Source organism: Streptomyces sp. CLCI03 (assembly GCF_053615355.1).
Genome location: NZ_CM132132.1, coordinates 6,370,803 through 6,396,648, shown reverse-complemented (window position 1 = coordinate 6,396,648; position 25,846 = coordinate 6,370,803). Strand labels below are relative to the sequence as shown.

Here is a 25,846-nt window from a genome sequence, read left to right as displayed (position 1 = left end):
CGTCCGACGAATACGAGGTAGACCCCGTGGCGATCCGCGTCCTTCTGGTCGACGACCAGCCGCTGCTGCGCACCGGTTTCCGGATGATTCTGGAGGCGGAGGAGGATCTGGCGGTGGTCGGTGAGGCCGGGGACGGTCTGCAGGCGTTGGACCAGGTGCGGGCGCTGCAGCCCGATGTGGTGCTGATGGACATCCGGATGCCGCGGATGGACGGGGTGGAGGCGACCCGGCAGATCACGGGTCCGGAGCGGGACGGGCCGGCGAAGGTGCTGGTGCTGACCACGTTCGATCTGGACGAGTACGTGGTGGAGGCGCTGCGGGCGGGGGCGAGCGGGTTCTTGTTGAAGGACGCGCCGGCGGCGGAGCTGGTGCAGGCGATCCGGGTGGTCGCGGCGGGTGAGGCGATGCTGGCGCCGAGCATCACGCGGCGGCTGTTGGACAAGTACGCGGGGCATCTGCCGTCGGGTGAGGAGAGCCTGCCGAACAGCTTGGGGACGCTGACCGAGCGTGAGGTCGAGGTGCTGAAGCTGGTGTCCCGGGGGTTGTCGAACGCGGAGATCGCGGCGGATCTGTTCGTGAGCGAGACGACGGTCAAGACGCATGTGGGGCATGTGCTGACGAAGCTGGGGCTGCGGGACCGGGTCCAGGCGGCGGTGTACGCGTACGAGAGCGGTCTGGTGCGTCCTGGGGCCCAGTAGGTCCGTTCGGGCGGCCGGGGCGACCGGGGCGCTGATGTGCGAAGGGGCCGTACGCGCGTGTGCGCGTACGGCCCCTTCGCGTGGTGCCGGGCCCGCCCGTGGGCGGGTCCGGCTCCGGTGGGGTCAGCCCTTGCTGATCTCCCAGAAGCGGAAGACGGTCGAGGCGTCGAGGGACCACTGCAGGCCGCTGACGTTCTGGCGGGTGACGGCGTACTGCTTGCCCTGCCAGAGCGGGATGAGCGGGAGTTCCTCGGCGACGATGTCCTGGAGGCGGTTGTAGTCGGTGTTGGCCGCGGTGCGGTCGGACTTCGCGGAGGTCGACGGGATGATCGTCCCGGTGATCTCCTTGTTGTCGTAGTTGTTGTTCAGCACGTTGTCCGGGCCGAAGAACGGCTGGGTGAAGTTGTCGGCGTCCGGGTAGTCGGGCACCCAGCCCTTCACGTACACGCCGTACTTGCCGGCCTGGATGTCCTTCTCGTACTGCTCGTACTCGACGGACTTGACGTCGGCGTCGAAGAGGCCGCTGTCGTTGAGCTGCTTGGCGATGACCTCGAACTGCTGGTCCGTGGAGGGGCCGTAGCGGGACGGGGTCGAGTACAGGGTGACCTTGACCTTGCCGGTGATGTTCGCGGCCTTGAGGACGGCCTTGGCCTTCTCGGGCTGCGGGGTGCCGCCGTAGCGGTCGAAGAAGGGGGTCGTGTGGCCGGCGATGCCGGTGGGCACGATGGAGTAGAGCGCGGTGGCGGTGCCCGCGTACACGTCGCGGACGAGGGCTTCGCGGTCGATGAGGTAGGCCATGGCCTTGCGCACGGGGAGCTTGCCGACGACGGGGTCGTTGACGTTGAACACCATGTGCTCGACCTCGGCGCCGGTGCCCTGGACGACGTCGACCTTGTTGTCGCCGGTCTTGCTGGAGGCGAGGGCGGCGATGTCCTTGGCGGCGAGGCCGCGGAAGGCGAAGTCGACGTCGCCGCTTTCGAGGGTCGTCTTGAGGCCGGCCTGGTCGCCGTTGAAGAACTTCAGGGTGACGCCGGTGTTCTTGGCCTTGGCCTTGCCGCTGTAGGACTCGTTGACGGAGAAGCTGGCGCTCTTGTCGCCGAAGGAGTCGAGCTTGTAGACGCCGGAGCCGATGGCCTTGTTGTCGGTGCGCAGCTTGTCGACGGGGTACTCGGCGTGGTCGACGATGGAGCCGGCGCCCGAGGCGATCTTGCTGGGGAAGGTGGCGTCGGAGGTCTTGAGCTTGAAGATGACGGTCTTGTCGTCGGGGGCGTCGATGCTCGCGATGGAGGCGAGCATGACGGCCGGGCCGTTGGCGTCGTTGATCTTCAGGGTGCGCTCGAAGGAGAACTTGACGTCCTTCGAGGTGAGGCTGTGGCCGTTGCTGAACTTCAGGCCGTCGCGCAGGGTGCACTTGTAGAGCTTGCTGTCGCCGCCCTCGAAGCCGCAGGTCTGGGCGGCGTCGGGCTCGGGGGTGGTGCCGCCCTTGGGGAAGCTCAGCAGCGACTGGAAGACGTTGTTGAACAGCAGCCAGGAGCCGGGGTCGTAGCCCGATGCCGGGTCGACGGACTTCACCTTGTCGGATATGCCCATGACCACGCCCTTGCCGCTACCGGCATTGGAGCCATCGGTCGAGCCGCAACCGCTGAGCAGCGCGGCGGCGGTGGCCGCGCCGAGCGGGGCCGCCAGCCACTGGTTACGTCGATTCACGCGAACGTCCTTCACAATCGAACTGTTTCGTTGGTCCGGCTCGCGACTTCCGCTGCCGGTCGATGTCTTGCTCAGCCGCTTACGCCACGGCCGAGCTCCCACAGCTGGAGGTCGGAGATGGCGTTGACCGACCACTCCACTCCGGTGATCCCGTCGCGTGCGGCGACGTACTGCTTGCCCTGCCACAGGGGCAGGACGGGCACGTCCTCGGCGACGATGTCCTGTATCTCCGTGATCGCGGGGACGGCGATCGTGCGATCGCCCGCCCGCCGGGATTCGGGGAGGAGCCTGGTGCGCACCGCGCTGTTGGCGTACGGCGTGCCCAGGAAGTTGTCCTGCTCCAGGAACGGGGCGAGGAAGTTGTCGGCGTCCGGGTAGTCGGGGAACCAGCCGAGCCCGTAGGCGGCGTGGTCACCCTTCTTCTGGGCGGGGCGGAATTCCGCCCATTCGCTGCCCTGGACGGTGATGTCGAAGAGGCCGGTGGAGTTCAGCTGGGCCTTGAGGGCGTCGAACTCGGCGGCCGTGCCGTCGCCGTAGTGGTCGCTGGTGTAGTGCAGGGTCAGCTTGACCGGGGTCTTGATCCCGGCGTCCTTCAGCAGGGCGGCGGCCTTGGGTGTGTTGGCGTCGCCGTACTTGTTGTAGAAGGAGTTGACGTGGCCCGTGACGGTGGTGGGGACCAGCGAGTAGAGCGGCTGGGCCGACTTGCCGTAGACCTTGGAGATGAGCTGGCCGCGGTCGACGGCGGCGGCGAGTGCCTGGCGTACGGCCTTGTCCTTGACGACCGGTGCCTCGGTGTTGAAGCCGAGGTAGCGGATCTCCAGGCCGGGCATCGGGACCAGCTTGACGCCCTTGGGGGGCTGGGCGCTGAACTCGGTGATCTGGGCCGGCGACAGGGTGCGGGAGACCATGTGGATCTTCCCGTCGGTGAGTGCCTTGCCCATGGTCGGGGAGTCGGTGAAGGTGCGCAGTTCGACCTTGTCGTTCTGCAGCTTGAGGTCGCCCTTGTAGTGCGGGTTCTTGGTGAAGACGGCGCGGACCAGTCGGCCGCTCTTGACCTCGGCCTTCATCGTGTAGGGGCCGGAGCCGTCCACGGCGAAGCCCTCGCGGAGCTTCTTGGCGTCGTAGTTCTTCTCGCTGACGATGCCGGCGGCGGGGGTGGAGAGTTTGAAGGGGAAGGTCGCGTCCGGGGTCTTCAGGTGGAAGACGACGGTGTCGGCGCCCTTGACCTCGACGTTGTCGAGGGTGGAGAGGAGCGAGGAGGGACCGTTCTCGTCCTTGATGGCGAGGACGCGGTCGATGGAGAACTTGACGTCCTTGGCGGTGAGGGGCTCACCGTCGGCGAACTTCAGACCGGGGCGCAGGGTGCAGCGGTAGCTCTCGTTGCCGGAGTCGGTGAAGCGGCAGGCGGAGGCCGCTTCGGGGACGGGCTGGCCGCCGCCGCGCGGGGTGTGCATCAGCGTCTGGACGGTCTGGCGCAGGACGTTCCAGGCGCCGGCGTCGTAGGCGTAGGCGGGGTCGAAGGGGGCGGGAGCGAAGTCTGCGGCCTCGAACCGATCGGTGGTTCCGACGACGATCGCTCCGGATCCTGCTCCTCCGCCGCTCGCGCTGCCGCAGGCGGCCAGCGCGGGGGTGAGCAGTCCGGCCGCGGCCGTCAGCACCATGGTCTTGCGGTTCATGCTGGAAGTACTCCCTGTAACCGGCACTTGCTCAAAGCGGTGTGAAGGACACTTCGCGGCGGTCGCCCGTTCAGGGCGGAACGATCGGGCCGGTGTAGTGACGATCGGTCCACGCGGTTCCGGAACAGGGGTGTGTGTCCGGGACGCGGCTGGGTGCGGCGCAGTGCCCGGCTCGACACTAGTGGTCCGTGGCGGGATGGCTGGAACTGGCCGGACTTGGGGCGTAATCGCACCGTGATCGGAGCGAACTGCCTGTTCACAGGCAGGGCTCCGCAGATTCGGTCAGGGGCTGATCAATGTGGACACATTGGAAGCTCCGGAGGCCTCCGAACAGGCCCGTCGGGGGTGTGGCGCGTGACCAAGGTCACGCTCCGCAACGGCCCTGCCGAGGATGGAATTTCAGCCTCCGGGGCCTACGGCGGAAGATCCTTCCGTCAGGACGCGACCCGGCGGCGTTCCGTTCGGCACGGAGCGTATTCGAGGGGTTCCGTTGCGTGGCAATGCATACCGATGTAGGGCAGTGCATGCCGATGTGTCCGCTTGGGTGGGTGACGCGCCGGTTGGGGGGCCCGACCGTCACTCTCAGTTCATCGGAACGATGAGCGAGCGCAGGAAGGCGAGGTCGACGTCCTCCAGCGAGCGGACGACCGTACGCCCGGGAGCGGGTTCGATCACGCCGACCGAGGGGATGGCCACGACCCGGCAGCCGGCGGCCTCGGCGGCCGCCACACCGGTGCGGGTGTCCTCGATGACCGCGCACCGCGAGGGGTGCGCGCCCAGCGAGCGCGCGGCGAACAGGTACGGGTCGGGGTGCGGCTTGGTACGGGCCACCTCGTCGCCGGCGACCGTCATCGTGAAGCGGTCGCGGCCGAGGGTGAGGAGCACCTGGTCGATGACCCGGCGGTGGGAGGCGGAGACCAGGGCGGTGGGCACGTTGTGCCGGGCGAGTTCGCTCAGCAGCCGCTCGGCGCCGGGCATCAACGGCACCCGCTCGGCGATGCGGGCCTCGAAGCGCTCGTTGAGCAGGACGCTCAGCTCGGCGAGGCCGATGGCGGCGCCGGTCGCCTCGATCAGGAAGGTCCCGCTGCGGCTCATCGGGCCGCCGACGACCACGTCGCGCCAGGCCTCGTCCAGGCGGTGGCCCAGCTCCTGGAAGATCTCGGCCTCGATCTCCCACCAGAAGCCTTCGGTGTCCACCAGGGTGCCGTCCATGTCGAGCAGCACCGCCTGCAGGGCAGAACCGTCGGCCGTACGGGCGACGGGGGCGGGAACGGTGCTCGTCATGCGCATGCCTCTCAGAAAGGACGAGAAGGCCGGTCACCTCTTCCGCGGGGCATACCACCCCGGGGAACAGGCGACCGGCCTGTATGGGACCGACAAGTGTACGTCGGTGGAGCTCAGCGTGCGTTGAAATACTTCGCTTCGGGGTGGTGAATCACGATCGCGTCGGTGGACTGCTCCGGGTGGAGCTGGAACTCCTCCGACAGGTGGACCCCGATCCGCTCCGGCTCCAGGAGGTCGGCGATCTTCGCGCGGTCCTCCAGGTCGGGGCAGGCGCCGTAGCCCAGCGAGAAGCGGGCGCCGCGGTACTTGAGGTCGAACATGTCCTCGACCTTGGCCGGGTCCTCGCCGCCGAATCCGAGCTCGGAGCGGACGCGCGCGTGCCAGTACTCGGCCATGGCCTCGGCGAGCTGGACCGAGAGGCCGTGCAGCTCCAGGTACTCGCGGTAGGAGTCCGACTCGAACAGCTTGGCCGTGGCCTCGCCGATCTTCGAGCCGACGGTGACCACCTGGAGGCCGACGACGTCGATCTCGCCGGACTCCTCGGGACGGAAGAAGTCCGCGAGGCACAGGCGCCGGCCGCGGCGCTGGCGCGGGAAGGTGAAGCGGGTCCGCTCGTTACCGGCCTCGTCGAGGATGATCAGGTCCTCGCCCTTGGAGACGCAGGGGAAGTAGCCGTAGACAACGGCCGCCTCCAGCAGGTTCTCGGTGTGCAGCTTGTCCAGGAGGCCGCGCAGTCGCGGACGGCCCTCGCTCTCGACGAGCTCCTCGTACGTGGCCCCGCCGGCGCGGGCCTGCTTGAGGCCCCACTGGCCCTTGAAGAGGGCGCCCTCGTCGAGCCAGGAGGCGTAGTCCTTGAGCGGGATGCCCTTGACGACCCGGGTGCCCCAGAACGGCGGGGTGGGGATCGGGTTGTCGACGGACACGTCGGAGCGGCCGCCGGACTCCTCCGGCTCCTCCACCTGGAGGGCGGGCGTGTCGCGCTTGGCGACGCGGCGCTGCTTGAGCTCGGGCAGGGTGGCGCCGGGGACGCCGCGCTTGACGGCGATGAGGGCGTCCATGAGGCGTAGGCCTTCGAAGGCGTCGCGGGCGTAGCGGACCTCGCCCTCGTAGATCTCGTGGAGGTCCTGTTCGACGTAGGCGCGGGTGAGGGCGGCGCCGCCGAGGATGACCGGGTAGTCGGCGGCCAGCTTGCGCTGGTTCAGCTCCTCCAGGTTCTCCTTCATGATCACGGTCGACTTCACGAGGAGGCCGGACATGCCGATCACGTCGGCCTTGTGCTCCTGGGCGGCTTCGAGGATCGCGGAGACGGGCTGCTTGATGCCGATGTTGACGACGTTGTAGCCGTTGTTGGTGAGGATGATGTCGACGAGGTTCTTGCCGATGTCGTGGACGTCTCCGCGGACCGTGGCCAGCACGATCGTGCCCTTGCCCTCGTCGTCGGTCTTCTCCATGTGCGGTTCGAGGTAGGCGACGGCCGTCTTCATGACCTCGGCGGACTGCAGGACGAAGGGGAGCTGCATCTGGCCGGAGCCGAAGAGCTCGCCGACGACCTTCATGCCCTCCAGCAGGGTGTCGTTGACGATGTCGAGGGCGGGACGGGTCTGCAGGGCCTCGTCGAGGTCGGTCTCCAGGCCGTTCTTCTCGCCGTCGATGATGCGGCGCTGCAGTCGCTCGTCCAGCGGCAGGGCGAGGAGTTCCTCGGCACGGCCGGCCTTGAGGGACTTGGTGTTGACGCCCTCGAAGAGGGCCATCAGCTTCTGCAGCGGGTCGTAGTCGCCTTCGCGCCGGTCGTAGATCAGGTCGAGGGCGGTGGTGACCTGCTCCTCGTCGAACCGGGCGATCGGCAGGATCTTGGAGGCGTGGACGATCGCCGAGTCCAGGCCCGCCTTGACACACTCGTCGAGGAAGACCGAGTTCAACAGGACACGGGCCGCCGGATTCAGACCGAAGGAGATGTTCGACAGGCCCAGGGTGGTCTGGACGTCCGGGTGGAGTCGCTTGAGCTCGCGGATCGCCTCGATCGTGGCGATGCCGTCCTTACGGGACTCCTCCTGACCGGTGCAGATCGTGAAGGTCAGCGTGTCGATGAGGATGTCCGACTCGCGGATCCCCCAGGTGCCCGTCAGGTCGGCGATGAGCCGTTCGGCGATCGCGACCTTGTGCTCCACGGTGCGGGCCTGCCCCTCCTCGTCGATCGTCAGCGCGATCAGCGCGGCACCATGCTCCCGAGCCAGCCCCGTCACCTTCGCGAAGCGGGACTCGGGGCCGTCGCCGTCCTCGTAGTTCACCGAGTTGATGACCGCCCGGCCACCCAGCTTCTCCAGACCCGCCCGGATGACGGGCACCTCGGTCGAGTCCAGGACGATCGGCAACGTGGAGGCGGTCGCGAAACGACCGGCGAGCTCCTCCATGTCGGCGACACCGTCACGGCCCACGTAGTCCACGCACAGGTCGAGCATGTGCGCGCCCTCACGGATCTGGTCCCGGGCCATCTCCACGCAGTCGTCCCAGCGGGCCTCCAGCATGGCCTCACGGAACTTCTTCGAGCCGTTGGCGTTGGTGCGCTCACCGATCGCCATGTACGAGGTGTCCTGACGGAACGGCACGGTCTGGTAGAGCGAGGCGGCGCCGGGCTCGGGCCGGGGGGTGCGCTCGGTGACCGCGGTGCCGCGGACCCGCTCCACCACCTGGCGCAGGTGCTCGGGGGTCGTGCCGCAGCAGCCGCCGACCAGGGAGAGCCCGTACTCACGGACGAAGGTCTCCTGCGCGTCGGCGAGCTCCGGGGCGGTCAGCGGGTAGTGCGCGCCCTGCTTGGTCAGGACCGGCAGACCCGCATTGGGCATGCAGGAGAGCGGGATACGGGCGTTGCGCGCGAGATAGCGCAGGTGCTCACTCATCTCCGCCGGCCCGGTGGCGCAGTTCAGGCCGATCATGTCGATACCGAGCGGCTCCAGCGCCGTCAGGGCCGCGCCGATCTCCGAGCCCAGCAGCATCGTGCCGGTGGTCTCGACGGTGACGGAGCAGATCAGCGGGACGCTCACGCCGAGCGCCTCCATGGCCCGGCGGGCACCGATGATCGAGGACTTCGTCTGCAGGAGGTCCTGCGTGGTCTCCACGAGCAGCGCGTCGGCGCCGCCGGAGAGCAGGCCCTCGGCGTTGACCTGGTAGGCGTCGCGGATCCGGCCGTAGGTGATGTGGCCCAGCGTGGGCAGCTTGGTGCCGGGGCCCATCGAGCCCAGCACCCAGCGCTGCTGCCCCGTGGACGCGGTGAACTCGTCGGCGACCTCGCGGGCGATACGCGCACCGGCCTCGGACAGCTCGAAATTGCGTTCGGCGATGTCGTACTCCGCCAGAGCCGCGTAGTTCGTGCCGAAGGTGTTGGTCTCGACGCAGTCCACACCCACCGAGAAGTACGCCTCGTGGACGGAGCGCACGATGTCGGGGCGGGTCACGTTGAGGACCTCGTTGCAGCCCTCCAGCTGCTGGAAGTCCTCCATGGTGGGGTCCTGCGCCTGGAGCATCGTTCCCATGGCACCGTCGGCGACGACCACACGGGTCGCGAGCGCCTCCCGAAGGGCATCGGCCCGGGTCTGGGTGTCAGCGGGCAAGGTGGGCAACGAAGCCATGGTTGTGCTCCCTGGGATGCGACGGCTGTCGGCTTTGCACCCCCTCTGTGTCAAGGGTGCACGCGGCCAGGGTAACCGCGAGGTGCCCGCCCCGGTGTGGGTGTCCCACGTGGCGGACTGCATTCTGTGGCGGGGAGTTTCCCGGGGGTGTCCCCCGGCGTGGTACGGCGAACAGCTGTCCGACGGTGCGAGAGGTCGACATCGACCGATACTGTTCAGCATTGTCGAACCGCGTCAAGATGGTCAGTATTACCGAAGGTCTGCAGGAGGCTGCGCGATGGCACGGAACATCCAGTCGCTCGAACGAGCCGCTGCGATGCTGCGACTCCTGGCGGGCGGCGAACGCCGGCTGGGGCTCTCGGACGTGGCGTCCTCGCTGGGCCTGGCCAAGGGCACCGCCCACGGCATCCTGCGCACCCTGCAGGCCGAGGGCTTCGTGGAGCAGGACCCGGCCTCCGGTCGGTACCAGCTGGGCGCGGAGCTGCTGCGCCTGGGCAACAGCTATCTCGACGTGCACGAGCTGCGCGCCCGCGCCCTGGTGTGGACGGACGACCTGGCCCGGGCGAGCGGCGAGAGCGTGTACGTGGGCGTGCTGCACCAGAGCGGGGTGCTGATCATGCACCACGTGTTCCGACCCGACGACAGCCGTCAGGTGCTGGAGGTCGGGGCCATGCAGCCGCTGCACTCGACCGCGCTGGGCAAGGTGCTCTCCGCCTACGACCCGGTCGCGCACACCCAGGCGCACGAGGTGGAACGCGAGGCCTTCACCCCCCGCACGGTCACGGACGGCACCGACTTCGAGGCGATCCTGGGCCTGACCCGGGCGCGCGGCTGGGCCAGCGACGTCGAGGAGACCTGGGAGGGCATCGCCTCGGTGGCGGCGCCGATCCACGACCGCCGCAGGATGCCCGTGGGCGCGGTGGCGGTCGCCGGCGCCGTGGAACGGGTCTGCGGCGAGGCCGGTGAACCCCGTCCGGCCCTGGTGGCAGCGGTGCGGGACTGTGCGCGCGCGGTTTCACGCGACCTCGGCGCGGGCCGGTTCTGACCTTCCTTTAGCAGCCTCAGGCCACACCCTGGCCTCTTTCTGCCCATTTTTCGCGCTATCTCGGCCACAGGATGGCTGGATTTGGCTGATCGCACCGAGCGGTAACGATCCGACACTTTGGCCTGGCCGACCCTTGACGCGTTCTTCACTTGGGCGGAAAACTGCCGTTCATCGGTCGGCATTGTCGAACACCTACCGGCAATACGCGCTAGGATGCGACAAGCCACGGACCGGTGCAGCACTCACCGAGTGCGCGGAACCACCGGAGGGACCCGGTGTCCGCCCACCCCTGGACGTACAAAGGAGTCGCGGGTGTCCAGCTCCGACATCTTCATCGGCGAGACCATCGGTACCGCCCTGCTCACACTGCTCGGCGGTGGCGTCTGCGCCGCAGTGACGCTCAAGAGCTCCAAGGCCCGCAACGCGGGCTGGCTCGCCATCACGTTCGGCTGGGGTTTCGCCGTACTGATCGCCGCCTACGTCTCCGCACCGCTCTCCGGTGCGCACCTCAACCCGGCGGTCACCGTCGGCCTCGCCGTCAAGACCGGCGAGTGGGGCGACACCCCGGTCTACTTCGCCGGCCAGCTGCTGGGCGCGATGCTCGGCGCCGTGCTGATGTGGGTGACCTACTACGGGCAGTTCCGCGTCCACCTGGCCGACCCGGAGCACATCCGCGACGCCAAGCTAGGTCCCGAGGACCCGCACCCGCACGATGTGGCCGGCCCGGTGCTCGGCATCTTCTCCACGGGCCCCGAGATCCGTAACGTCGTGCAGAACCTGGCGACCGAGATCATCGGTACCGCCGTCCTGGTCCTGGCGATCCTGACCCAGGGCCTCCAGGACGACGGCAAGGGCCTCGGTGTCATCGGCGTCCTGATCACCTCGTTCGTGGTCGTCGGCATCGGCCTCTCGCTCGGTGGCCCGACCGGCTACGCCATCAACCCGGTGCGCGACCTCGGTCCGCGTATCGTGCACGCCCTGCTGCCGCTGCCCAACAAGGGCGGCTCCGACTGGGGTTACTCCTGGATCCCGGTGGTCGGCCCGCTCGTCGGTGCCGCGCTCGCCGGCGGTCTGTACAACATCGCGTTCGCCTGATCAGCAGTACCGGCAAGATCGTAAGATCCGCACCGCCCTCCTGATTCCGCCTACTCACCCGACCTGCCAGGAGCAGCCACCATGACCACCAGCACCGGCCCCTTCATCGCCGCGATCGACCAGGGCACCACCTCCTCCCGCTGCATCGTCTTCGACCGCGACGGCCGCATCGTCGCCGTCGACCAGAAGGAGCACGAGCAGATCTTCCCGAAGCCGGGCTGGGTGGAGCACGACGCCACCGAGATCTGGACCAACGTCCAGGAGGTCGTCGCCGGCGCCATCGCCAAGGCCGAGATCACCGCCGCCGACGTCAAGGCGATCGGCATCACCAACCAGCGCGAGACCACCCTGCTGTGGGACCGCCACACCGGCGAGCCGGTCCACAACGCGCTCGTGTGGCAGGACACCCGCACCGACGCCCTGTGCAAGGAGCTCGGCCGCAACGTCGGCCAGGACCGCTTCCGCCGCGAGACCGGCCTGCCGCTGGCGAGCTACTTCGCGGGCCCGAAGGTCCGCTGGCTGCTCGACAACGTCGAGGGCCTGCGCGAGCGCGCCGAGGCCGGCGACATCCTCTTCGGCACCATGGACTCCTGGGTCATCTGGAACCTCACCGGTGGCGCCCAGGGCGGTGCGCACGTCACGGACGTCACCAACGCCTCGCGCACCATGCTGATGAACCTGCACACCCTGGCGTGGGACGAGAAGATCGCCGAGTCGATGGGCGTCCCGCTCAACGTGCTCCCCGAGATCAAGTCCTCCGCCGAGGTCTACGGCCACGTCAAGGACGGCGTCCTCGCCGGCGTCCCGGTCGCCTCGGCGCTCGGCGACCAGCAGGCCGCGCTGTTCGGCCAGACCTGTTTCGCCGAGGGCGAGGCCAAGTCCACGTACGGCACCGGAACGTTCATGCTCATGAACACCGGCGACAAGATCATCAACTCCTACAGCGGCCTGCTGACCACGGTCGGCTACCAGATCGGCGACCAGAAGCCGGTCTACGCCCTGGAGGGCTCCATCGCCGTCACCGGCTCGCTCGTCCAGTGGATGCGCGACCAGATGGGCCTGATCAAGTCCGCGGCCGAGATCGAGACCCTGGCCTCCTCCGTGGAGGACAACGGCGGCGCCTACTTCGTGCCGGCCTTCTCCGGCCTGTTCGCCCCGTACTGGCGCTCCGACGCCCGCGGTGTGATCGCCGGCCTCACCCGGTACGTCACCAAGGCGCACATCGCCCGTGCCGTCCTGGAGGCCACCGCCTGGCAGACCCGCGAGATCACCGACGCCATGACCAAGGACTCGGGCGTCGAGCTCGCCGCCCTCAAGGTCGACGGCGGCATGACCTCCAACAACCTCCTGATGCAGACGCTCTCGGACTTCCTGGACGCCCCCGTGGTGCGCCCGATGGTCGCCGAGACCACCTGCCTCGGTGCCGCCTACGCCGCCGGCCTGGCCGTCGGCTTCTGGCCCGACACCGACGCCCTGCGCGCCAACTGGCGCCGCGCGGCGGAGTGGACCCCGCGGATGCCCGCCGAGCAGCGGGACCGCGAGTACAAGAGCTGGCTCAAGGCCGTGGAGCGTTCCATGGGCTGGGTCGACGACGAAGACGCCAGCTGACCGCACTCAGCTGAGTCAATCGACGAGGAGCTAAGAGAGATATGAGCAGCCTGCAGAGCGTTCCCGCACTGGGCACGCACCCGACCGCCGGTGCCAACGTCAGCCGCGCCCAGACCCGTGAGCAGCTGTCGAAGGCCACGTACGACCTGCTGGTCATCGGTGGTGGAATCCTGGGTACCTCCGTGGCGTGGCACGCCGCGCAGTCGGGCCTGCGGGTTGCCATGGTGGACGCCGGCGACTTCGCCGGCGCCACCTCCTCGGCCTCCTCCAAGCTCGTCCACGGTGGTCTGCGCTACCTGCAGACCGGCGCGGTCAAGCTGGTCGCGGAGAACCACCACGAGCGTCGGGTGCTGGCCAAGGACGTGGCCCCGCACCTGGTCAACCCGCTCACCTTCTACCTGCCGGTCTACAAGGGCGGTCCGGTGGGTGCGGCCAAGCTGGGCGCGGGCGTCTTCGCCTACTCCGCCCTCTCGGCCTTCGGCGACGGCATGGGCAAGGTCATATCCCCGGCCCGTGCCGTCGCCGACAACCCGGGTCTGAAGACGGACAACCTCAAGGCCGTCGCGGTCTACTACGACCACCAGATGAACGACTCCCGCGTCGCCGTCATGACGGTCCGCGCGGCCGTCGAGTCGGGCGCGGTCGTCCTCAACCACGCCGAGGTCACCGGCCTGCGCAAGACGCGCGGCCGGGTCACCGGCGCCGAGCTCAAGGACCGTCTCGACGGCACCGAGTTCGGGGTCGACGCGCGCGTCGTGCTCAACGCCACCGGCCCGTGGGTGGACCACCTGCGGCGCATGGAAGACAAGCACTCGATGCCGTCGATCCGCCTCTCCAAGGGCGCGCACATCGTCATGAAGCGCAAGTCGCCGTGGAAGGCCGCCATGGCCACCCCGATCGACAAGTACCGCATCACCTTCGCCCTCCCGTGGGAGGACCAGCTGCTGCTCGGCACCACCGACGAGGTGTACGAGGGCGACCCGGCGGACGTGCGCGCCACCGAGTCCGACATCGCCCAGATCCTGGACGAGGCGGCCTTCTCGGTGAAGGACGCGGACCTGGACCGCTCGCTGATGACGTACGCCTTCGCGGGCCTGCGGGTGCTGCCCGGCGGCCCCGGCGGCGTCGAGAAGGCCAAGCGCGAGACGGTCGTCTCCGAGGGCGCCGGCGGCATGCTGTCGGTGGCCGGCGGCAAGTGGACGACGTACCGTCACATCGGCCGTGTGGTCATGGACAAGCTGGCGAAGCTCCCGGGCAGCCCGCTGACCGAGGACATGGAGCCGGTGAAGTCGCTCGTGCGCCGGATCGCGCTGCCCGGTGTCGCCAACCCCAACGCGGTCGCGCACCGCCTGCTGGTGGACCGGGAGCCGGGCACGCGGATGGACCCGCTGACGGCCCGTCACCTGGCTTCCCACTACGGCTCGCTGGCCTTCGACATCGCGCGCCTCGCGAACGAGGACCCGGCGCTGGCCGAGCGGATCCACCCGGACGGTCCGGAGATCTGGGCGCAGGTCGCCTACGCCCGTGACAACGAGTGGGCCGAGACGGTCGACGACGTGCTGCGCCGCCGCACGACGGTGACGATCCGCGGTCTGGACGACGAGTCCGTCCGGTCCCGTGTCGAGGAGATGCTGGGCCGTAAGGCATAGGTCCCACGCAGGTGGGGAAGAGGGGCGGTTCCGAGGGGAACCGCCCCTCTGTCGTGGGCTGTGGCCGGTGCCTCATCAAGGCTTAGGCTGACCACGTACGCAAGGGAACTTCGGAAGGAGACCTGGGTGATCGAGCTTGAGGGCGTGCCCGAGCTGATCGACCCGGTCATGGTGGCCGCGTTCGAGGGCTGGAACGACGCGGGTGACGCGGCCTCCGGTGCGGTCGCACACCTGGACCGGGAGTGGAAGGGCGAGGTCTTCGCGGCACTCGACGCCGAGGACTACTACGACTTCCAGGTCAACCGGCCGACGGTGTGGCTGGACAACGGGGTACGGAAGATCACGTGGCCGACGACCCGGCTGTCGGTGGTCCGGATCGGCGGTGCCAAGCCGCGCGACCTGGTGCTGGTCCGGGGCATCGAACCGTCCATGCGGTGGCGGTCGTTCTGCAACGAGATCCTGGGCTTCGCCCACGAGCTGGGCGTGGAGATGGTGGTCATCCTGGGCGCGCTGCTCGGGGACACCCCGCACACCAGGCCGGTGCCGGTGAGCGGGGTCACCTCGGACGCGGACCTGGCGCGGACGATGGACCTGGAGGAGACGAAGTACGAGGGCCCGACGGGCATCGTGGGCATCCTGCAGGAGGCCTGTACGCACGCGGGTGTCCCGGCGGTGTCCCTGTGGGCGGCGGTGCCGCACTACGTCTCCCAGCCGCCGAATCCGAAGGCGACGCTCGCCCTGCTGAACCGGCTGGAGGATCTGATCGACATCCGGATCCCGCTGGGCGAGCTGCCGGAGGACGCGCGGGCGTGGCAGCTGGGGGTGGACCAACTGGCCGCCGAGGACAGCGAGGTGGCGGAGTACGTCCAGACGCTGGAGGAGGCGCGGGACACGGCCGACCTGCCGGAGGCGTCGGGCGACGCCATCGCCCGCGAGTTCGAACGGTACCTGCGGCGGCGTGACCCGGCGGCGGGCCCGGCGGCGGAGCCGGGCGACGGCTCGTACCTGCGGGACACGAGCGGGGGCCTCCCCCGCCCTCCGAAGCCACAGCCGCCGGTGACCCCGCCGCAGCCGGAGTCCCCGCCGGAGGAGCCGGGCGAGGACACCCCGGGCGCGTAGCGGGGCGGGGCCGGGGCCGGGGCCTCGTGGGGCTCCGCCCCACACCCCGCGCCTCAAACGCCGGCGGGGCTGTCTTTCGGCCGGCCCGTCCGCCGTGTACAGGGCTTCGACGTAAAACGCCGGCGGGGCCGGAAAATCCAGCCCCGCCGGCGTTTGAGGCGCGGGGGTCCGGGGGCGGAGCCCCCGGAAGACGGCCCGCAGGTGGCGTTACAGCGCCACGCCCAGGAGGGCGTCGACCGTGCGGGAGACCAGGCCGGGGGCCGACTCGTCGTCGCCGTCCGTGGCGATCTGCCGCTCGACCCAGCGGTCCACGGCCGCCAGGGCGGCAGGCGCGTCCAGGTCGTTCGCCAGGGCCTCGCGGACCTCCTCGACCAGGGCGTCGGCGGGGATGCCGTCCGGCCGGGACACGGCCGCGCGCCAGCGCTCCAGCCGGGCCACGGCCTCGTCGAGGACGGCGTCCGTCCACTCCCAGTCGGCCCGGTAGTGGTGCGAGAGCAGGGCGAGGCGGATCGCCGCCGGGTCCACCCCGGCGCGGCGCAGCGCGGAGACGAAGACGAGGTTGCCCTTCGACTTCGACATCTTCTCGCCGTGCAGGGCCACCATGCCCGCGTGCACGTACGCCTTGGCCATCGGGAACTCGCCCGTCAGGGCCTGCGCGTGCGAGGCGCCCATCTCGTGGTGCGGGAAGGCCAGGTCGGAGCCGCCGCCCTGGATGTCGAAGCCCATGCCCAGGTGGTCGAGGGCGATCGCCACGCACTCGATGTGCCAGCCGGGCCGGCCGCGGCCCAGCGAGCCGCCGTCCCAGCTCGGCTCGCCCGGACGTGCGGCCATCCACAGCATCGGGTCCAGCGGGTTCTTCTTCCCCGGCCGGTCGGGGTCGCCGCCCCGCTCCGCCGAGAGCAGCCGCATCGCCTCGGCGTCGAGGTTCGAGACCCCGCCGAAGTGCGGGTCGGCCTCGACCGAGAAGTAGGTGTCGCCTTCGAGCTCGTAGGCGGCTCCGGCGTCCCGCAGCCGCTCGACCAGCGGCACGATGCCCGGTATGGCCTCGACGGCTCCGATGTAGTGCTGCGGGGGCAGCATCCGCAGGGCCGTCATGTCCTCGCGGAAGAGTGCGGTCTCGCGCTCCGCCAGCTCGGTCCAGTCCTGGTTGTCGCGCAGCGCCCGCTCCAGCAGCGGGTCGTCCACGTCCGTGACGTTCTGGACGTAGTGGACCTGCCGCTTGGTGTCGAGCCACACGCGTTGTACGAGGTCGAACGCGTTGTAGGTCGCCGCGTGACCGATGTGGGTCGCGTCGTACGGAGTGATGCCGCAGACGTAGATACGGGCGACGGGACCGGGGGCGAGGGTGATCGTCCCCTGGGTCGCGGTGTCGTGGATCTGGAGGTCGCGGCCCTTGCCAGGAAGGGCGGGGACCTCAGAAGCGGGCCAGGCATGCATGTGTCGAGCCTAACCGGACGGATGTTCCGGAAACGAACTGGACCTGCGGTGTTGTCTTGATCGGCACTCTTGCGGTCTGGCCGGTTCTGTGCGTATGGCCGGTGGCTGATTCAGACCGGTGGCCAGGGGATCGACGGCCACTGCCCGGACGGCCGCGGATGGGTCCCGGTGCGCAGCAGGTGCGCCACCCGGTCCCGTACGGCGGCCAGCTCGACCGGTGTGATCAGTTCGGCCAGCCGGGCGGCGAGCGGGGCCCCCTCGGCCAGGCCGGCGGCCAGCGCGGCCAGTACCTCGCGGGCCTCGTCGGTCAGCGGCTCGCCCGCCCAGCCCCACAGGAGGGTGCGCAGCTTGTCCTCGGCGTGGAAGGTCACACCGTGGTCGATGCCGTAGAGCCGTCCGTCGGGCGCGGGCAGCAGGTGGCCGCCCTTGCGGTCGCCGTTGTTGATCACTGCGTCGAGTACGGCGAGCCGGCGCAGTCGGGGGTCGTCGGCGTGCACCAGCAGCGCGGTGCGGCCCTCACCGACCTCGGCGAGGGCGACGGCCTTCCAGCCCTCCCCCGCCTCCTCGCCGTCGACGAGCCCGAGGAGCGCGCCGAGCGGGGCGTCCTCGTCCGGCGGCTCCGCCTCGATCCACCGCTGGACCATGCCCTCGCCGTACGGGCCGTCGCGCAGCACGGTGGCGGGGACCAGGCCCCATCCGGTGGCCTCGGAGATCAGGTACGCGGCGACCTCGCGGCGGGCGAGGTTCCCGTCGGGGAAGTCCCACAGCGGCCGCTCGCCCTTGACCGGTTTGTACACGCAGTCGGCGCTCACGCCCCCGTACGTGACGCTGCACAGCAGGACGGCGTTGGAGGCGTCGCGGATCCGGCCTATGACGGTGAGCTCGCCCTCGGCGAGCAGTTCCTCCATCTTCTCCCCCGTGTCGCTCACGCCTGGCGCCGGTAGCCGTTCTGGCGCGGGCACACGTGACCCTCCGGGTCCAGCGGGAGGCTGCACAGCGGGCACGGCGGGCGGCCGGCGTTGACGACGTCCAGGGCGCGCTTGGCGAAGGCCCGGGCCTGGGCGCCGGTGAGGCGGACCCGCAGCATGGGCGGGCCGTTCTCCTCGTCCTGCAGCAGCCGCTCCTCGGCCTCGGCGAGGTCCTCGTCGGAGTCGGCGTCGAGTTCGACCAGCGCCTGGGCCTCGACGATCATGCGCTGTTCCTCGCCGTCCCAGGCCAGGGCCATGGTGCCGACGCGGAACTCCTCGTCGACCGGGACGTCGAGCGGCGCGGTGTCGGCGGCCTCGGCGGGGGCCACGGCCGGGACGGGGGCGTTGCCGCCGGTCCGCCGTACGACCTCGTCCAGCAGCTCGTCCATCCGCTCGGCCAGCGCCGCCACCTGGGTCTTCTCCAGGGAGACGCTGGTGACACGGGGGCCGGAGGAGGCCTGCAGGAAGAACGTACGGCGTCCCGGAAGGCCGACCGTGCCGGCCACGAAGCGGTCCGGGGGGTCGTAGAGGAACACCTGACGGGGCACGTCCAGTCTCCAAGTCTCGGCGGCAGGGGCAGGTCTGCGCCCTTGTGTTGGCCCGTCCACCCTACTGCGCCGGGCGATCAAGCCGCGCCCGCGCCGCCTCCCACGACGGCGTTCCCGGCGTCTTCGGTGTCTTTGTCCGACGCGACGGTCTCCGGGGCGGCGGGGCGGCGCACGAGCGAGCCGAAGTCCCCGGTGTCACCGAGCCGGAACACGAAGGGTCGGGTGGTGGTGTACCGGATGGCGGTCACCGAGCAGGGGTCGACGTGGATGCGCTGGAAGAGGTCCAGGTGCATGCCCAGGGCGTCCGCGACAAGGGACTTGATGATGTCGCCGTGCGAGCACATCAGGAAGACCGCGTCGCCGCCGTGCTCCTGCTCGATCCGCGCGTCCCAGTCGCGTACGGCCTCCACGGCGCGCGCCTGCATGGCGCGCATGGACTCGCCGCCGGGGAAGGCGGCGGCCGACGGGTGCTGCTGGACGATCTTCATCAGCGGTTCGTCGGAGAGCTCGGACAGTTTGCGGCCCGACCATTCGCCGTAGTGGCACTCACCGATCCGCTCGTCGGTGTGCAGTTCCAGCTCCGGCCGGGCGGCCAGCAGCGGCGCCAGGGTCTCCCGGCAGCGTTGCAGCGGGCTGGTGACGGCGGCGGCGAGCGGTACGCCCGTCAGTCGGCCGGGCAGCGCGGCGGCCTGTTCCGCACCGCGCTCGTCGAGGGCCACACCGGGGGTCCATCCGGCGAGCAGCCCAGCGGTGTTGGCGGTGGACCGCCCGTGTCGTACGAGGATCAGCGTGGCCATGGGGCCAGCGTATGCGCTGCCGCGGGTGTGCGGGCGGGCGGTGGGCAGGGAAGAATGCCCCGCGTGATTGTGGACTGCGCGATTTACCGGGACGGCCGCCGTACCGAGGGACCGGACGATTTCTCGGACGCCCTCGACCAGGCCCGGGCGACCGGTGACGCCTTCCTGTGGGTCGGCATGCACGAGCCGACGGCGAAGGAATTCGACCACGTCAGACAGGAGTTCGGGCTGCACCCGCTGGCGGTCGAGGACGCGCTGACCGCGCACCAGCGCCCGAAGCTGGAGGTGTACGACGATTCGCTGTTCGTCGTCCTCAAGCCGGTGCTGTACGACGAGGACACGGACACCGTGACCGCGGGCGAGCTGATGGTCTTCATAGGGGATTCGTTCGTCGTCACGGTCCGGCACGGCGAGGGGGCCCCGCTGGCCGCCGTGCGCCACCGGCTGGAGCAGGAGCCGGACGTGCTGCGGCACGGTCCGACGGCGGTGCTGTACGCGGTGTCCGACGCGGTGGTCGACCACTACATCGAGGTGGCGGCCGAGCTGCAGGCGGACCTGGAGGAGCTGGAGGCCGAGGTCTTCGCCCCGAACGCCTCGGACACCAAGAACACCGCCGCCCGGATCTACGGGTTCAAGCGGCAGGTGCTGGAGTTCCGGCGGGCGACGAGCCCGCTGCTCCAGCCGATGGACCGCCTCGCCTTCGGGGAGGTCCCCTTCGTCCACGAGCACGCCCAGCCGTTCTTCCGCGATGTCGCCGACCACCTGACCAAGGCGAACGAGTACATCGAGGGCCTGGACCGGCTGCTGTCGGACGCGCTGGCCGCGCACCTCGCGCAGATGGGTCTGCGGCAGAACGACGACATGCGCAAGATCTCGGCCTGGGCGGCGATGGCGGCCGTCCCCACCATGGTGGCGGGGATCTACGGGATGAACTTCGACCACATGCCGGAGCTCCGGCACACCTGGGGCTATCCGGCGGTGCTCGTGGTGATGGCGGGTGCGTGTCTGGGCCTGCACCGCATGTTCAAGCGCCGGGGCTGGCTCTGAGTTCCCACTCGCGCGCGAGGTGGGAGAGGCCGGGCGCGGCGGCCGGTGCGCCGCCGAGGGCGTCCAGGCGCTCGGGCAGTCGCAGGTCGACCATCCGGTGCCAGCCGCTGAACCGCTCGTAGGCGTACATCGCGCGGATGCCGGCGGCGAGGGCGGCCGCCTTCGGGGCGGGCCAGTGCAGCAGCCGTCCCATGTGGCTCATGACGGCGAGGCTCACGTCGCGGTAGACGGAGATCTCGGCGAGCGCGCTCTCGCGGAGCACCCGCTGGATGGTCCGACCGTAGCCGGACCGGGCCAGGCGCAGCAGTTCCTCGTGGCAGTAGGCGAGGTGGTTGTCCTCGTCGTGGCTGATCATGTGGATGGCCTTGCCCACCTCGGCGTGGTCGCCGAAGTACCGGACGAGCATGTCCATCTGGTCGGCGGCGCGCTGTTCGGTGACGCGGCTGTGCGCGAGGTAGACGACGATGTCCTCCTCGGTCAGGGCCACCTCCCGGCGCAGCTTCTCGTGCGCGAGGCCGATGCCGCGGCGCTCCAGCAGCATCGTGTAGTCGGTCTCGGGGGGTACCGGGACGGCGGGCAGGCCGCGCTTGCGGAGCAGGGCGTGGAAGATCCGGCCGTGCTTGTCCTCGTCGGCGCCGTGTCGGGTGATCTTGGGCGCGAGGTGGCGCATGCCGTCCGGCACCAGGGCCGCGATGCGGGCGTTCTCCCAGCCGCCCTGGGTCTCCCCGCTGGCGGCGATGGAGCAGAACAGCTGGAAGGAGTCGTCGTTGTCGACGATCTCCTGGAACAGGCTGCGAGCAGAGAGCATGGAACGAGTCAAACGCCGGTGGCCGTGGCGGGCAACCGATAGGTCGCACTACTCGTCCGAATGAACGAAATCGCGGGGTGGGCCGCCACGCGTAACCCGGCGGGCGTTCCCGGCGTTGTTCCCTGTGTCGGCCGTGGCGGGGAAGACCCCCCGAGCCCCCACCACGGCCGCAGAAGCGTTCACCGGTGCCGACGTCACCCGCCGGCGTCCTGATCGACCGATCGGGCGATCAGGCGAGACCCGCCCGCTCCATGGCCTCGGTGCCGGCGCGCAGGGCGGCGATCCGCTCGTCCAGGGTGAATCCGGCCGGGGCCAGCGTGAGGGTGGTGACCCCGGCCTCCGCATAGGCCCGCATCCCGTCGGCGATCCGCTCGACCGGGCCGAGCAGCGTGGTCGAATCGATCAGCGAGTGCGGAACCGCCTCGGCCGCGCCGTTCTTGTCGCCCGCCAGGTACTTGTCCTGGATCTCGGCGGCCTCCTTCTCGTAGCCCATGCGCTGCGCCAGCTGGTTGTAGAAGTTCTGCTTCCGGCTTCCCATGCCACCCACGTACAGGGCGGTGTAGGGGCGGAACATGTCCGCGAGCGCGTTCACGTCCTCGCCGAGGGCCAGCGGCACGGTCGGGCAGACGTCGAAGCCGTCCATCGTGAGCCCGGCCTTCTCGCGGCCCGCCCGGATGTGGGTGAGCGCGGTGGCCTCCAGGTGCTCGGCGGCCGGGAAGATCAGCAGCGCGCCGTCGGCGATCTCGCCGGTCTGCTCCAGGTTCTTCGGCCCGATGGCGGCGATGTAGAGCGGGATGTGCTCGCGCTCGGGGTGCACGGTCAGCTTGAGCGGCTTGCCCGGGCCGCCCGGGAGCGGCAGGGTCCAGTGCTCACCCTCGTAGGAGAGCCGCTCGCGGGTCATCGCCTTGCGGACGATCTCCACGTACTCACGGGTGCGGGCCAGCGGCTTGTCGAACTTGACGCCGTACCAGCCCTCGGAGACCTGCGGGCCCGAGACGCCGAGGCCGAGCCGGAAGCGGCCCTTGGTCAGCGAGTCGAGGGTGGCCGCCGTCATGGCGGTCATCGCGGGCTGGCGGGCCGGGATCTGCAGGATCGCCGAACCGACGTCGATGCGTTCGGTCTGGGCGGCGACCCAGGCGAGCACGGTCGGGGCGTCGGAGCCGTAGGCCTCGGCGGCCCAGCAGACGTCGTAACCCAGGCGGTCGGCCTCCTGGGCGACGGCGAGGTTGTCGGCGTCCATGCCCGCGCCCCAGTAACCAAGATTGATGCCGAGCCGCATGTGTTCGTCCCCTTACCGGTTTACCGATCAGTAACGTTGGTGTGCGGGGACTGTAGCGCGCCAAGGTGCTCCGCGTCAGCGCCCCAGTAGTCTCAGCGCTCATGGAGCAGAGGCATCTCGGCCGCACCGGACTGCGCGTTTCCCGGATCGGCCTCGGCACCCTCACCTGGGGCCGCGACACCGGCGAGGAAGCGGCCGCCGAGCAGGTGAAGACGTTCTGGGAGGCGGGCGGCACGCTCGTCGACACCGCCGACGTGTACGGCGGCGGTGAGGCGGAGTACCTCCTCGGGCGGCTGGTGGGCGGGCTGGTCCCGCGCCGGGACCTGGTGATCGCGACCAAGGCGGGCAGCGTGCCCGACCCCGACCGGAGGTTCGACGGCTCGCGCGGCCACCTGCTCGCCGCCCTCGACGCCTCGCTGGACCGGCTGGGTACCGACCACGTCGACCTGTGGCAGGTGCACGCCTTCGATCCCGCGACCCCGCTGGAGGAGACCCTGCAGGCGCTGGACCTGGCGGTGAGCAGCGGCCGGGCCCGGTACGCGGGGCTGGCGGGCTTCTGCGGCTGGCAGCTGGCGAAGGCGGCGACCTGGCAGCTCGCGGCTCCCGGGGTGCGCACCCGGATCGCCTCGACGCAGATGGAGTACTCCCTGCTCCAGCGCGGGGTGGAGCGCGAGGTGCTGCCGGCCGCGCTGGACCTCGGGATCGGCCTGCTGCCGTCCTCGCCGCTGGGCCGCGGGGTGCTGACGGGCAAGTACCGGGACGGCACTCCGGCCGACTCCCGGGGCGCCTCGGAGTCGCTGGCCGCCCTGGTGGACCCGTACCTGGACGAGGCGGCGGGGCGGATCGTGGACGCGGTGGTGACGGCGGCCCAGGGGCTGGCCGTGACCCCGCTCCAGGTGGCCCTGGCGTGGATCCGGGACCGGCCGGGGGTGGTGGCGCCGATCGTCGGCGCGCGGACGTCCGCGCAGCTCGGGGCGGCGCTGTCGGTGGAGGCCCTTAGTCTTCCGGAGGAGATCTGCCGGGCGCTGGACGATGTTTCGGCTCCGGTGCACCGCTACCCCGATCAGGACTGGAGCACGCTGTGAGTACGGACCCTCAGGCCGATACCGCTGCCGCGGAGAACCCGGCCACCCCGGAGGCCGAGCCGTCCGCAGCCGCGGAAGGCTCCCCCGATCCCGGCTCCGACGGAACGGAACCCGAGGCGGAGCCGGACGGGTCAGGGACCGCCGAACCGGCCGGGGCCGAGGACGGGGGTCCGGGGGCGGAACCCCCGGTTCCGGGAAGGGGCGGGGTGGGGGAAGGCCCCGCAGGGGCTGAAACCAGGGCCGACGCGGACGCCGGGGCCGACGCGGACACCGAGGCCGGGGCCGACGCGGACGCGGACACCGTGGCCGGGGCCGGTCCCGAGGGCACCGCCGAGCCGGCCGCCGAGGCCCCGGCGACGCCCGCGCTCTCCGAGGCCCAGGCCGAGTTGGCCGCCCAGCGGATCGAGCGGGAGCGGATCGCCCGGCGCAAGGCCGAGCGGGAGGCGCCCGTCGAGGCCGGGGCGAAGCTCAGCGGGAAGGCCGCCGACCTGCTGGCCGCCGTACGGGCCGTGGAGGGCGGTGCGAAGCCCCCTTCCGTGTACTTCGACGATGCTCCGGCCGCCCCCCGCAAGGCGCCGGTCGCGCCCCCGGCCCCGCGTCCCGCCGCCCCGGCCGCGGTGGCCGTCCCCGCGCCCTCCGCCGACACCGTCGAGGGCGTACGGGCCGTACTGGCCCGTGGTGGCGCCCCCGAGGCCCTGGCCGGTCCGGCCGCCGCGGCGCTGGGCGAGGACGCCGCCGGGCAGCTCACCGAGAACCCTTGGCGGCTGCTGTCGCTCCCGGCCGTACGCCCGACCCAGGCCGACGGCTTCGCCCGGGCCCTGCTGGGCGCCGAGGCGGGTCCCGGGGACGAGCGCCGCACCACCGTCCTGGTGGGCTGGCTGCTGGCCCAGGCGGGGCTGAAGGGGCACACCGCTCTGGAGGCCCCGGTCCTGGAGAAGGCCTTGGCCCAGTACGGCGTGCCGGATCCGGCCGAGGCGCTGGAAGTGGCCATCGCCGAGGGCTCGGTGCTGGTCTTCCACGAGCCGCTGGGTCCGCCGGTCGCCGCGGATGCCGGGGACGCCGAGGAGGAGGTGGAGCAGCCGGTACGGGTGCTCGTGGGCCTGGAGGGTGCCGCCATGGCCGAGGAGAGCCTGGCCGACGGCCTGGCCCGGCTGGCCGCCGGTACCTTCGACGTGTCCGAGGACTGGGAACGGGCCGCCGGGTCCGCGCCGAGCCCCTCCGCCTCCGAGCTGATCCGCGCGGTCGCGGGCCACGGCCTGGTCACCCACACCGGCGGCGAGGCCGCCCGCGCCGAACCGGTGGCCCTGGCCGCCGCGGCCCGGGAGCTGGGCCTGCGGGTCTGTCTGGCCGCGCACGCCCCGGGCGGCGGCCCGGACCGGGTGACCGTGGCGGGGCTGCTGTCCGGGGCCGAGGGGCCCGGGCGGGACACCGACGGCCAGTTCGCGCTGGATCTGCTGGTGGTGCTGGACGCCCCGCAGCTGGACGTGGAGACCGCGGCCGCGCTGGTGGAGTCCATTCCGGACGGGGCCCGGCTGGTGCTGTCCGGTGACCCGGGCGTGCTCGGGTCCGCCGGGGCCGGGCGGGTGTTCGCCGATGTGCTGGCGGCCCGTACCTGCCCGCAGCTGGTCTCCCGGACCCCCGACCCGGGCCCTCTCGGCGAGCTCGTCTCCGGGGTCGGCATCGGTGAGCTGAACCAGGTCGACGCCCCCGGCAAGGAGGTCGTCATCGTCCCGGTGAAGGATGCCGGGGAGGCCGTGCACCGGGCCGTGCAGCTGGTGGCGGAGTCGGTGCCGCGGGCGTTCGGGATTCCGGCGGACAGCGTGCAGGTGATCACCCCGGGCCACGGCGGCTCGGCGGGGACCCGGGCGCTGAACACCGCCCTGAAGGAGCGGCTGAACCCCGGTCCGGGCCGCTTCGGCGGCTTCGATCCCGGTGACCGGGTCGTCCACGTGCCGTCCGCCGGGCGGGCGTTGCCGGCCCGGGTGGTGTCGGCCGACGCCGAGGGCCTGCACCTGGAGCGGGCGGGGGCGCGGATCGTCGTGGCGAAGGAGCTCGTCGAGTCCCAGGTGCGGCACGGCTGGGCGATGACCGCGCACCAGGCCGTGGGTACGCGCTGGCCGGCGGTGGTCGTCGTCCTGCCGGGTGACGCCGCGCAGGCGCTGTCGCGGGACTGGGTCTACACGGCGTTCGGGCGGGGCGAGCGGCACCTGTCCGTGGTGCACGGGGTCGACCAGGCGCTGCCGCACGCGGTGGCCGAGGTCCCCGCGAAGCCGCGTACGACGCGCTTGACGGGCCTGCTGACGGCGCTCGCGACGGCGGGCGCGCAGCCTGGCTGAACCGACACCGTGGCCCCCGTCCGGAGGGGCGGGG

At 70.9% G+C, this 25,846-nt stretch carries 19 protein-coding genes; 9 read left to right on the top strand and 10 right to left on the bottom strand.

Annotation, left to right across the window (positions count from 1 at the left end; all coding sequences use genetic code 11):
• Positions 1 to 26 precede the first annotated feature (26 nt).
• Entirely contained in the window at positions 27 to 698 is a 672-nt protein-coding gene (locus ACWG52_RS29460) for a response regulator (protein ID WP_161288457.1), read from the top strand.
• A gap of 123 nt (positions 699 to 821) precedes the next feature.
• Here the strand turns inward: ACWG52_RS29460 and ACWG52_RS29455 are convergent, their stop codons facing one another.
• From ACWG52_RS29455 to metH, 4 genes are all read right to left on the bottom strand, one after another.
• Entirely contained in the window at positions 822 to 2,405 is a 1,584-nt protein-coding gene (locus ACWG52_RS29455; RefSeq protein ID WP_389817968.1) for an ABC transporter substrate-binding protein, read from the bottom strand.
• Positions 2,406 to 2,476: 71 nt separating this feature from the next.
• On the bottom strand, positions 2,477 to 4,081 hold the full coding sequence (locus tag ACWG52_RS29450) for an ABC transporter substrate-binding protein (RefSeq protein ID WP_389817971.1): 1,605 nt from the start codon (positions 4,079 to 4,081) through the stop codon (positions 2,477 to 2,479).
• A gap of 582 nt (positions 4,082 to 4,663) precedes the next feature.
• Positions 4,664 to 5,365 (bottom strand): HAD family hydrolase, encoded by a 702-nt coding sequence (locus ACWG52_RS29445; RefSeq protein ID WP_375933993.1) that lies wholly within the window; start codon positions 5,363 to 5,365, stop codon positions 4,664 to 4,666.
• Between the two features lie 113 nt (positions 5,366 to 5,478).
• Entirely contained in the window at positions 5,479 to 8,991 is a 3,513-nt protein-coding gene (gene metH / locus ACWG52_RS29440) for a methionine synthase (RefSeq protein WP_453126403.1), read from the bottom strand.
• Between the two features lie 277 nt (positions 8,992 to 9,268).
• Here metH and ACWG52_RS29435 point away from each other — a divergent pair, with 277 nt between their 5' ends.
• The 5 genes from ACWG52_RS29435 to ACWG52_RS29415 all read left to right on the top strand — a co-directional run bounded on the left by ACWG52_RS29435 (position 9,269) and on the right by ACWG52_RS29415 (position 15,507).
• Positions 9,269 to 10,036 (top strand): IclR family transcriptional regulator, encoded by a 768-nt coding sequence (locus ACWG52_RS29435; protein ID WP_033223919.1) that lies wholly within the window; start codon positions 9,269 to 9,271, stop codon positions 10,034 to 10,036.
• Positions 10,037 to 10,348: 312 nt separating this feature from the next.
• Positions 10,349 to 11,131 (top strand): MIP/aquaporin family protein, encoded by a 783-nt coding sequence (locus tag ACWG52_RS29430; protein WP_033223918.1) that lies wholly within the window; start codon positions 10,349 to 10,351, stop codon positions 11,129 to 11,131.
• 81 nt (positions 11,132 to 11,212) lie between these two features.
• Positions 11,213 to 12,739 (top strand): glycerol kinase GlpK, encoded by a 1,527-nt coding sequence (gene glpK / locus ACWG52_RS29425; RefSeq protein WP_202202278.1) that lies wholly within the window; start codon positions 11,213 to 11,215, stop codon positions 12,737 to 12,739.
• Positions 12,740 to 12,780: 41 nt separating this feature from the next.
• Positions 12,781 to 14,388, top strand: coding sequence for a glycerol-3-phosphate dehydrogenase/oxidase (locus ACWG52_RS29420; protein WP_030723334.1), 1,608 nt, complete (start codon positions 12,781 to 12,783; stop codon positions 14,386 to 14,388).
• Between the two features lie 126 nt (positions 14,389 to 14,514).
• A complete protein-coding gene (locus ACWG52_RS29415; protein WP_389814546.1) occupies positions 14,515 to 15,507 on the top strand; it encodes a PAC2 family protein in 993 nt (330 codons plus the stop codon).
• Positions 15,508 to 15,714: 207 nt separating this feature from the next.
• Here the strand turns inward: ACWG52_RS29415 and mshC are convergent, their stop codons facing one another.
• The 4 genes from mshC to ACWG52_RS29395 form a co-directional block, all read right to left on the bottom strand.
• The gene (gene mshC, locus ACWG52_RS29410) at positions 15,715 to 16,944 is read right to left on the bottom strand and encodes a cysteine--1-D-myo-inosityl 2-amino-2-deoxy-alpha-D-glucopyranoside ligase (RefSeq protein ID WP_033223915.1); all 1,230 of its coding nucleotides are present in this window, start codon (positions 16,942 to 16,944) and stop codon (positions 15,715 to 15,717) included.
• A gap of 110 nt (positions 16,945 to 17,054) precedes the next feature.
• Positions 17,055 to 17,906, bottom strand: coding sequence for an SCO1664 family protein (locus ACWG52_RS29405; RefSeq protein ID WP_390140970.1), 852 nt, complete (start codon positions 17,904 to 17,906; stop codon positions 17,055 to 17,057).
• On the bottom strand, positions 17,870 to 18,460 hold the full coding sequence (locus ACWG52_RS29400) for a DUF3090 domain-containing protein (protein ID WP_030723320.1): 591 nt from the start codon (positions 18,458 to 18,460) through the stop codon (positions 17,870 to 17,872). Before ACWG52_RS29400 ends, ACWG52_RS29405 begins: the two co-directional genes overlap by 37 nt.
• A 77-nt stretch (positions 18,461 to 18,537) precedes the next feature.
• Positions 18,538 to 19,257: a histidine phosphatase family protein gene (locus ACWG52_RS29395; RefSeq protein WP_390140968.1), complete on the bottom strand. Its 720-nt coding sequence runs from the start codon at positions 19,255 to 19,257 to the stop codon at positions 18,538 to 18,540.
• Positions 19,258 to 19,311: 54 nt separating this feature from the next.
• On the opposite strand from ACWG52_RS29395, the gene corA reads away from it, so the two are divergent.
• Positions 19,312 to 20,304 (top strand): magnesium/cobalt transporter CorA, encoded by a 993-nt coding sequence (gene corA, locus ACWG52_RS29390; protein WP_389814535.1) that lies wholly within the window; start codon positions 19,312 to 19,314, stop codon positions 20,302 to 20,304.
• Here the strand turns inward: corA and ACWG52_RS29385 are convergent.
• Entirely contained in the window at positions 20,282 to 21,112 is an 831-nt protein-coding gene (locus ACWG52_RS29385) for a ferritin-like domain-containing protein (protein ID WP_389814533.1), read from the bottom strand. The genes corA and ACWG52_RS29385 overlap by 23 nt on opposite strands.
• Positions 21,113 to 21,341: 229 nt before the next feature.
• A complete protein-coding gene (locus ACWG52_RS29380; RefSeq protein WP_389814530.1) occupies positions 21,342 to 22,391 on the bottom strand; it encodes an LLM class F420-dependent oxidoreductase in 1,050 nt (349 codons plus the stop codon).
• A gap of 101 nt (positions 22,392 to 22,492) precedes the next feature.
• On the opposite strand from ACWG52_RS29380, the gene ACWG52_RS29375 reads away from it, so the two are divergent.
• Positions 22,493 to 23,476 carry an aldo/keto reductase gene (locus tag ACWG52_RS29375; protein WP_033223909.1) on the top strand — a complete coding sequence of 328 codons (984 nt, stop codon included), beginning with the start codon at positions 22,493 to 22,495 and terminating at the stop codon, positions 23,474 to 23,476.
• Entirely contained in the window at positions 23,473 to 25,812 is a 2,340-nt protein-coding gene (locus tag ACWG52_RS29370) for an ATP-binding domain-containing protein (RefSeq protein ID WP_389814527.1), read from the top strand. The genes ACWG52_RS29375 and ACWG52_RS29370 overlap by 4 nt, the downstream gene beginning before the upstream one ends.
• Positions 25,813 to 25,846 lie beyond the last annotated feature (34 nt).

What these genes read in the sequence shown, in the direction of transcription:
- ACWG52_RS29450 (WP_389817971.1), bottom strand. Translation starts at nt 4,081, where the DNA reads ATGAACCGCAAGACCATGGTGCTGACGGCCGCGGCCGGACTGCTCACC.
- ACWG52_RS29445 (WP_375933993.1), bottom strand. Translation starts at nt 5,365, where the DNA reads ATGACGAGCACCGTTCCCGCCCCCGTCGCCCGTACGGCCGACGGTTCT.
- metH (WP_453126403.1), bottom strand. Translation starts at nt 8,991, where the DNA reads ATGGCTTCGTTGCCCACCTTGCCCGCTGACACCCAGACCCGGGCCGAT.
- ACWG52_RS29435 (WP_033223919.1), top strand. Translation starts at nt 9,269, where the DNA reads ATGGCACGGAACATCCAGTCGCTCGAACGAGCCGCTGCGATGCTGCGA.
- glpK (WP_202202278.1), top strand. Translation starts at nt 11,213, where the DNA reads ATGACCACCAGCACCGGCCCCTTCATCGCCGCGATCGACCAGGGCACC.
- ACWG52_RS29420 (WP_030723334.1), top strand. Translation starts at nt 12,781, where the DNA reads ATGAGCAGCCTGCAGAGCGTTCCCGCACTGGGCACGCACCCGACCGCC.
- mshC (WP_033223915.1), bottom strand. Translation starts at nt 16,944, where the DNA reads ATGCATGCCTGGCCCGCTTCTGAGGTCCCCGCCCTTCCTGGCAAGGGC.
- ACWG52_RS29395 (WP_390140968.1), bottom strand. Translation starts at nt 19,257, where the DNA reads ATGGCCACGCTGATCCTCGTACGACACGGGCGGTCCACCGCCAACACC.
- corA (WP_389814535.1), top strand. Translation starts at nt 19,312, where the DNA reads ATGCCCCGCGTGATTGTGGACTGCGCGATTTACCGGGACGGCCGCCGT.
- ACWG52_RS29385 (WP_389814533.1), bottom strand. Translation starts at nt 21,112, where the DNA reads ATGCTCTCTGCTCGCAGCCTGTTCCAGGAGATCGTCGACAACGACGAC.
- ACWG52_RS29380 (WP_389814530.1), bottom strand. Translation starts at nt 22,391, where the DNA reads ATGCGGCTCGGCATCAATCTTGGTTACTGGGGCGCGGGCATGGACGCC.
- ACWG52_RS29375 (WP_033223909.1), top strand. Translation starts at nt 22,493, where the DNA reads ATGGAGCAGAGGCATCTCGGCCGCACCGGACTGCGCGTTTCCCGGATC.